This is a genomic window from uncultured Campylobacter sp. (assembly GCF_938031315.1).
Classification (GTDB): domain Bacteria; phylum Campylobacterota; class Campylobacteria; order Campylobacterales; family Campylobacteraceae; genus Campylobacter_B.
Genome location: NZ_CALHHT010000456.1, coordinates 1 through 6,398 on the forward strand (window position 1 = coordinate 1; position 6,398 = coordinate 6,398).

General features: G+C 49.6%; 6 protein-coding genes. 1 reads left to right on the top strand and 5 read right to left on the bottom strand.

All coding sequences use genetic code 11. The annotated features are described in order from the left end of the window. Positions 1-855 precede the first annotated feature (855 nt). Entirely contained in the window at positions 856-1,119 is a 264-nt protein-coding gene (locus Q0236_RS11380; RefSeq protein WP_297918070.1) for a hypothetical protein, read from the top strand. Between the two features lie 559 nt (positions 1,120-1,678). On the opposite strand, the gene purH is transcribed toward Q0236_RS11380, so the two are convergent. The 5 genes from purH to Q0236_RS11405 all read right to left on the bottom strand — a co-directional run. Next, the gene (purH, locus tag Q0236_RS11385) at positions 1,679-3,217 is read right to left on the bottom strand and encodes a bifunctional phosphoribosylaminoimidazolecarboxamide formyltransferase/IMP cyclohydrolase (protein ID WP_297918073.1); all 1,539 of its coding nucleotides are present in this window, start codon (positions 3,215-3,217) and stop codon (positions 1,679-1,681) included. A 16-nt stretch (positions 3,218-3,233) separates the two neighbouring features. Further along, entirely contained in the window at positions 3,234-3,821 is a 588-nt protein-coding gene (locus Q0236_RS11390; protein WP_297918076.1) for a hypothetical protein, read from the bottom strand. 491 nt (positions 3,822-4,312) lie between these two features. Continuing rightward, entirely contained in the window at positions 4,313-5,344 is a 1,032-nt protein-coding gene (locus tag Q0236_RS11395) for a hypothetical protein (protein ID WP_297894394.1), read from the bottom strand. A gap of 26 nt (positions 5,345-5,370) precedes the next feature. After that, on the bottom strand, positions 5,371-5,994 hold the full coding sequence (locus Q0236_RS11400; RefSeq protein WP_297918079.1) for a hypothetical protein: 624 nt from the start codon (positions 5,992-5,994) through the stop codon (positions 5,371-5,373). Positions 5,995-6,008: 14 nt separating this feature from the next. Further along, positions 6,009-6,398, bottom strand: a 390-nt coding sequence (locus tag Q0236_RS11405; RefSeq protein ID WP_297918082.1) for a hypothetical protein, incomplete at its 5' end; no start/stop codon positions are given.

Sequence of the window (6,398 nt, forward strand, 5' to 3'; positions counted from 1 at the left end):
TTTGAAAATTTTCATTTTGATCCTTTCGTTTTAAATTTTGCGCAATTTTACAATCTCTAAATGAAGCGAGAGTGAAAGAGAGAAATTTTATCGCTTACGGCGGATCGCTACCCAAATTTTATCGCCGCGGGATCGGAGCTTTCGGCTCGCCGTCGCCGCAGAATTAGAATTTTATCGCCGCGGCGCAAGATCAAAATTTTATCTTATCCTCGCAGCACGCTGCAACATCGGAATTTTACCTCTTCGCAAGCGGTTCAAATTCTATGCTATAACGAGGGCTGAAATTTTACCGCCGCCGCCGCCAAGATTAAAATTTTACCGCTTCAGCGGGGGCCGATTTTGCTAACGCGGCAAGCGGTTGGATTTGATCGTCGCGGCAGGAATTAAAATTTTGCTGCCGCTGTAGGGTTGGAATTTCATCGCCCTTGCGCTACGATGAAATTTGTCCCTTTTACGAGCGAGATCCTTGCGCCGTCCATTCGCCTGCGCTACGGCTCGCGTGAAATTTATCCATTCGTCGCGGCTTACGTGGAGATTTTAGAGATTTTGATACGCCCTATTGCGGCGCGAAATTTTATTGTCGCGCCTCGCGGCTAGATTTTGCTACCGTCATGGGGATCAAAATTTTACCGCCGCGCAACCGTGGTTTGAGCCTGATTTAGCGCCTTTGCGAGTTTTACGACGCGGCCGAATTCTACCGCAGGCACCGTTTTGCGAGGGCACGGACTGCTCGCGAGACGGAAGCTTTGCGCTGCGCCCGCTGCTTTGCCGTATATAAAATTTTATCACGCGCCGCTTCAAACGCGGCACGGCACTTATCCACCGCGCGGCTAAAATTTTTACGCGCAGCCTCGGTTGCGGCACGGCGTCCATCCGCTTGCCGCACGATTAAAATTTATCTATGAGCGCACACCGATCGCGACGAGGCACCGCTTTAAAAATTTATACTCCGCTCCGTATCTACTGCGAAACGGCGCCGAAATTTCAACGCAAAATGGGCGCCATGAAATTTTCGCGCTGCGAGATAAAATTTGTGTGTCGTTGTACGACGACGAGACGCGAACCCATACGCTGCGTGCACGATTAAATTTTAAATTTCGCGCTGTGGCCGCTAGATAAAATTTCGCGACCATTCAGGGGCGGCGAATGATTTAATTTAGATTGTGCCGCACCGCTACGAAGCGGTATGTCGCGCAGCTAAACCCGCGCCGCGCAGTAGTATAACGAAGCGCGAACAGTCGGATTCGCACTGCCTCTGCCACGTAGCGGAGTATAGCCATTTATATCGCGCGCCTTGTAATAGAGGCAGCCAGGTCCGCACCGCGTTGGCGCGTAACAAAGCACCATGCATTGGATCCGCGCCGCGCCCGTTACAAAACGATATACCGCACAGCTAAATCGTCGTCGCACAGTCATGGTAAAGCGCAAGTAAGTCCGAAGCATCACGCTCGCCGCGTATCGGAGCGCAGTCAAATTTACATCGCGCACGGCTGCGTAGTGGAGGCAGCCGGGTCTGCACCGCGTTGGCGCGCAACAAAGCACCGTGCATTAGACCCACACCGCGCGCAATGAAGCTAGCGTTACGAGATCTGCTCCGGCGCGGTTTTCAAGATTTGCAACGGCATAAAAAGTTACAAAGCTATCACAATAAATCCGCCTCACCGCGGGCGAGCAAAATTTAGTGCAAAAAGTGGCGCACTCCCGTAAAATACATCGCCATGCCAAACTCGTCGGCGCTTGCGATCACCTCATCGTCGCGGATGCTGCCGCCTGGCTGCACGACCGTCGCGACGCCCGCAGCATGGGCGATCTCGATGCTGTCTTTAAACGGGAAAAACGCCTCGCTGGCAAGCGCGCAGCCGCGCAGATCGACGCCCACGTCGCGAGCCTTTGCCACTGCCGCACGCGCGGCGTCCACGCGGCTCGTCATACCCATGCCGATCGCGACCATCGCGCGATTTTTGACGTAAACCACGCAGTTGCTCTTCGTAAGTGCGGCGATCTGCCACGCAATTTTTAGATCATCCAGTTCACTCTCGCTCGCCGCGCGCTTGGTGACGCAGCGGGCATTTGCGACCTCGCCCGCGCCCACGTAGTCGCGCTGCTGATACACAAAGCCGCCGTCAATGAATTTAAAATCATACTTGTCGTTTTCGCGAATTAAAAACTCCCCGCCCTGCTCGAAAATTTTAATACGCTTTTTCTTTTCAAATACCGCAAGCGCCGCGGGCGTGACGCGAGCGGCAAGGATAACTTCGACAAAAATTTCATTGATCTTATGCGCTAGCTCCTCGTCCAAAACGCCGTTTATCGCCACGACGCCGCCGTATGCCGAAACGGGATCGCATTTTAGCGCCTCGGTGTAGCTTTCAAGCAGGCTTCCCTTCACGGCAAAACCGCATGGATTGGCGTGCTTGCAGATCGCTACCGCAGGCGCCTCCCCGAAGCTGCTAGCGAGCATCAGCGCGCCGTGCATATCGGTCATATTGTTAAAGCTCGCCTCGCCCTTTAGGCTCTTAAAATGGTTGCTAAAAAAGTCCTCGAACTCGTAAAGTGCGCCCTTTTGGTGCGGATTTTCGCCGTAGCGAGTATCGAATACCTTACTGCCCGTGATAAATTTTTTAGCGCCGAAGCCGCCGTTAAAGCGCTCGTTCATATAGTTTGCGATCATCGCGTCGTAGGCTGCGGTGTGCTCATAAGCTTTAATCATCAAGTTTTGCCTAAATTTCAGTTTCTCGCTCTCGTCCGCGCCGCTTAAATTTTGCAAAACCGCGTCGTAATCAAGCGGGCTGGTGACGACATAGACGCTAGCAAAATTTTTAGCCGCGCTTCGCACCATCGCGGGGCCGCCGATGTCGATATTTTCGATGATCTCTGAAAAATCGTCGGTGCGGGCTACGGTCGCTTTAAAAGGATATAAATTTACGCACACGAGATCGATGCCGCCGATGCCGTGCTGCGCGGCTTGGCTTGCGTGATTTGCGTCGTTTCTCTTATACAAAATTCCGCCGTGGATTTTGGGATGCAGGGTTTTAACCCGCCCCTCAAACATCTCGGGCGAGCCCGAGTATTCGCTCACTTCCGCTGCTTTCACGCCATTTTGCAAAAGCAGTTTATGCGTGCCGCCCGTGCTTAAAATTTCAAATCCTAGCTGCTCAAGCCCTTTGGCAAACTCTACGACGCCCTCTTTATCGCTGACGCTGATTAACGCTCTCATCTTTTCTCCTTTTGATTTATTCGCATAGTTTTTTAAAAATCAGCTCGCGCATGTCGTTTGCGTTAAGCTGAAAATACAAAATCGCCTCGCGGCGAGCCTCTTGATACTCGCGCCTCGTCTTTTCATCTGCCGCGCCGAGCTTTGCGCCGTTAAATTTCGCCATGCGCGCCGAAGCCAGCTCTTTTAGCTTCTCATTATCGCGAGAGATGCCGCCGCTATAATTAAACCACTCTTTGCTTTGAAAAATATTAAATAAAATTTGAAAATCTACGAAATTTCCCCTATTGTACTCGGCGCAGACCCCGTTTTTGTGGCTTACGGCGTAGATCGCGCCGTATCTACGCTCGAAAAAATATAGTTTTATGAGCTTTGCGTTTTTATCTAAATTTGCGCCGCCGCCTAAAATCGCAAGCTTCGCATCGCCTCGCGTTTCGTAAGGGCCTAAAATCGCGCCGTTTTCGTAGAGATTGCCGCCGTAAAAAGCGTATTTCGTATCCCCAAGCTCGCTTGAAAGAACGTAGGTTTTATCGGTTTCGGGCGAGTTTTTGCCCGCGCAGCCAAGCAGCGACAGAGCCAAAAACAGAGACGAGATAAAAAATTTCATCGCAAAAATCCTTTAAATTTTAAAATTTTGCCTAATTTATGACGCGGAATCGGCAAAGCGAAATTTACTAAATTTACCGCATTTACCGCGCGCAAATTTTAAATTTGCTTCTCAAATGCCGCCGCTTTGCTCGCGCGGACGTAAATTTTAAAATTCTGCGCCGCTTGCAAAGGCTAAATTAAAAGCCGCGACGCAAAACGTAAATTTAAACCGCAGCGCAAATTTAGCCGAAAAAATCGGCGTGAACCGGCTAAATTTAAAATTTCGCGGCGCAGCTTTTATCGCCAAGCTAGATTGGCGCTTGCTTTTGCCACTTTTAAAATTTTAAATTTACTTGCACATCCTATTTTCCAGCTCATCCATAAGCGCGGCTACGTCATCGCCCACGAGCTCCATTAGCGCCGTTTGTCGCTGCTTCTCGTTTAAATTTTATGCGCCGATTTAAATTTTACAAGCCGCAAATTTAAAACGGCACGAGATCGAAAACCGCACTAAATATAATAGATGCTGTTTTTGATATTTTTGCCGTCGAGTTCGTTTTTGCGCCACGAGCTCTCGTCGTTTAGTACGATCCAGCGCTTCTCCTCCTCGCGGTAAAACCAATCCTTGTCGATCTGATAGTAGATCTGGCATCCCAAAATTTCGATGATATTGGCGATGTTGTTGTCGTGGTAGTTGTTCTCGTCGAAATCGGTAAAGGTGCGCTGCCCCATCTCGGCGTAGAGCTCGTTTAAAATTTGAAGCATCTCGCTTAGGCGCGTATCCATCTTCTCGACCTGAAGCCCAAGCTCGTTAGCCTCTCTGAATAAGATCGGATAGTCGTGCGACGGATAGCCGCTGTTTAGCTTGTCGCTGATAAAGGCGATCTTTTGCTCATCTTCGAAGTGGTAGCGCAGAATTTCGCGGCAAATTTTAAGCGACAGGCTGCTTGCGCGATCGACGGCGCCGAAAACGAGCGGATGGATATATTTATAAAGCTCCTTGTACGGGTTCTCGTCGTTCGGGCGTTCGTTATTTTTCCAAAGCTTCACCACGCGGCTTAGCTCGTCCATCGAGACGTTGGCCTGGTCGTTGGTGTTCGTAACCGGCGAAAGCTCGTGTCGCAGCGAAGTATCGACCGACGTGAGATAACCTAGCGGCCCCATTAAAATTTTATTCGCCCCAAGCGCCATCATCGTAGCCGCCGAAGCGCAGTTTGCCGGCACCAGCGCGATCAGCTCGTCGCAGTGGTTGCGCAGGATCGAGACGATCTTAAGCGATGCGATACCGCTGCCGCCGTCAGATTTGATGTAAAGGTAGAGCTTTTCAAAATGCTTGCCCTTGAGATGGTCGTTGATACTGATCGCGTCGTTACCGCAGACGCTACCTGCGCCCGAATTGAAGTAAGTAAGCAGCGGCGCGCCCAGATATTTCTCGATATTGGTGATCACCTCTTGCGTTTGCTTCATCAAGATCGGCGGTTGCTTCGCCGCCTTTTTGGCGCCCTGCTTCTGCGGCTCTTCGTCTTTGGATAAAAATCCCATGTTTTTCCTTTCGTGTTGGTTTGGTTTTAAAATTTTAACTTACAAATATCGCGTAATCTGTCCCGATGCCACTCGATGCTCTGCTTGACCGTATTGCCTAGAGCCGCATGCGGGCTTTGCAAAAACGTCCTACTATTTTTTAGGCTTGAGCTCACGTATTCGTAGCGTGAGATCACGTTTGCGCTAGCGCTTTGCGACACCGAAGCCGAAAACGAGTATGAATAAAGCGGCGCGGAGGAAGCGTAGCCGCTAAAGTGCTCTTTTAGGCTTACGAATTTGCCCTCCGCAAAGGCCTTGCAAACGCCGCCGCTCGCGGAATACTCGGCGATTCGTAGCTCTTTATTGGGCGTAAAAACGTAGATCGTAAATTTATTTAGAGCTATTTGCGAAATTTGATCCTTAGCCATGCCGACTCCTCTTTCGTCTGTAAATAGATAGAGATTGGAGCCCTCCTCTTCATATCTTCCTAAGATTGCGTCATCTTTTAAAAGCACGCCGCCTGAAATTTTATACTCGGTGACGGTCTGCCCGTCATAGCTCATCATCACGGAATTTTCCGGATGCAGCTCGGCTTGCGAATACTTTACCTTCATACAACCCGCAAGCAGCGCGACCGCCGCAAACAGCGTTAAAATTTTAATTTTATCCATAACTCCCCCGAAGTTTATCTGCAAAAATCGTCTAAGATCATGGTTTTAAGACCATCGATCGTCTTTTTGAAAAATCCAGCCACAGCCAACTCCTCCGCGATATATTTCGTATCTTTGCGATCGACCGCTTTTTCAAAATTCATATTTTTATATGCGCTCAACGTTTTTGAACTCATATTTTGCACCGAGCTCTCGCTTTTTGAAATTTTGCCGTCCGCATAAAGCCAATCGCCGTCTTTGAACATATTTGAAGTATAGTCGAAATTTACGTATCTGTCTGCATTATAGACGCTGCAAATCCCATCTTTGTGCCAAATGCTAAATACCATAGCCCTTTCGTCGTTAAAAAAATAGAATTTCATCCGTTTAGCATTTAGAGCGGATCTGTAGTTATTGCCGTAAGA